This window comes from Kitasatospora sp. NPDC057512, from assembly GCF_042802135.1.
Taxonomy (GTDB): Bacteria; Actinomycetota; Actinomycetes; order Streptomycetales; family Streptomycetaceae; genus Kitasatospora.
Map to the genome: position 1 here is coordinate 1 of NZ_JBHVET010001157.1, position 1,649 is coordinate 1,649.

The 1,649-nt window shown below is 73.3% G+C and carries 1 protein-coding gene; it reads left to right on the forward strand.

Features of this window, described 5'->3' with window-relative positions:
- A partial coding sequence (locus tag ACFU6K_RS38515) for a tachylectin-related carbohydrate-binding protein (RefSeq protein WP_380671252.1) occupies window positions 1-1,638 on the forward strand: 1,638 nt, incomplete at its 5' end.
- Window positions 1,639-1,649: the final 11 nt, after the last annotated feature.

Sequence of the window (1,649 nt, forward strand, 5' to 3'; positions counted from 1 at the left end):
GGCTGGGGCCGCTACGCCACGCCCGAGCACCGCAACCAGGTCACCGTGGACGAGAAGGGCCGGATCTACCAGATCAACGAACGCGGCGAGCTGCGGGTCTACGTCCGAACCGCCGACGACACGTCCTGGGTCAACGGCGTCGGCGACGTCCTGGACACCGGGTGGGGCGGCTTCGACCACATCGTCGCGGCCGGCGACGGCGTCCTGTACGCCCGCACCCCCGACGGCCACCTCTTCCGCTTCCGCTACGACGCCGCGTCCAAGCGCTGGCTCCAGCGCTACAAGGCCGCCGGGACGGGCTGGAACATGTTCAGCCAGATCTTCTCCCCGGGCGGCGACATCCTCTACGGGCGCGGGTCGACCCGGACCAACCCCGCCACCGGCGCCAACGAGCCCGTGCTGCGCTGGTACCGGTACTTCCAGGACACCGACAGCTGGGCGGCCGGCGAACCGGACGGCACCGGGAAGGTCGTGGGCTCGGGCTGGAACGTCGAACGGGACGTGTCAGCGGCCACCAACACCTGTGTCCTGGACACCTCGGCGATCCCTCCCAGGCCCCCGGTCACCGCGGTGCGCAACACCGCCGGAGCGGTGTTCCAGACCCCGAACGGCCGGATCGAGCACTTCTACGTCGACGGCTCGGGCGCCCTCACCCACGGCGAGCAGCAGGACCCCGCCACGGCGATGGGCCCGCTGACCGTCTTCACCGGCTACCAGTCCTTCACCGGCCCGCCCGCGGCCGGACAGAACGCCGACGGCTCGATCCAGGTCGTCGCCGAGGGCCTGGACAGCGAGGTCCGCTCCGCCACCCGCACTCCCGCCGGCCAGTGGAGCGGCGGCCTGGGCAGCATCGGTGGCTTCGTGGCCGGCCCGCCCGCCCTCGTGAAGGACGGCAACGGCGTCCTCTACGCGTTCGCCGTGGACGGCTCCGGGAAGCTCTGGGTCGCCCCGCAGTCCGGACCGAACGGCCAGCTCACCGGCTGGCGCCCGCTGGGCGGTTCGAACCTCGCACCGCTCGCGCCGACCGTGGTCGCGGTCGGTTCCGCCCTGGTCGTGGTGGCCAGGGACACCAACGGCATCCACCAGACCGCGACCTTCCAGACCGCCGCCAACCCCGCGGACGGCACCCTCGGGCCCTGGAGCACGCTCGGCGGCAGCCCGGACGGCTCCGTGTTCACCAGCTCCGTGGGCGCGGTCGTGGCACTCGACGGCCGGGTCCAGGTGTTCGCCCGCAGCGCCAACGGCGGGGTCTTCACCCAGCACCAGACCGATTCCGGCTTCACCGGCCTGTGGAACGCCCTCGGTGGCCTGAACGCCGCGGGCTCGGTGTCCGCCGTCGTCTCGGACGGCAAGACCATCGAGATCGCCGCCCGCGGAGCGGACGGCTTCCTCCACACCACCGGCCAGAGCAGCCCCGGCAGCACCGCCTTCCGGCAGTGGCAGACCGTGGCCCGGACCACCCTGGCCACGGATCCGACGGTCCTCAACTACACCCGGCCGGGGGTGGCCGGGCGGCTGCTCTTCGTGGCCCGGGACGCCGCCGACCAGACCTACGTCTGGTACCCGTCGGGGGCCTCGCCGCTCGCCGCCGCAGCGGACGGCCCCGGCTTTGCCGGCGGGCTCGTCGCCCGGCACTGACCGACACCGCC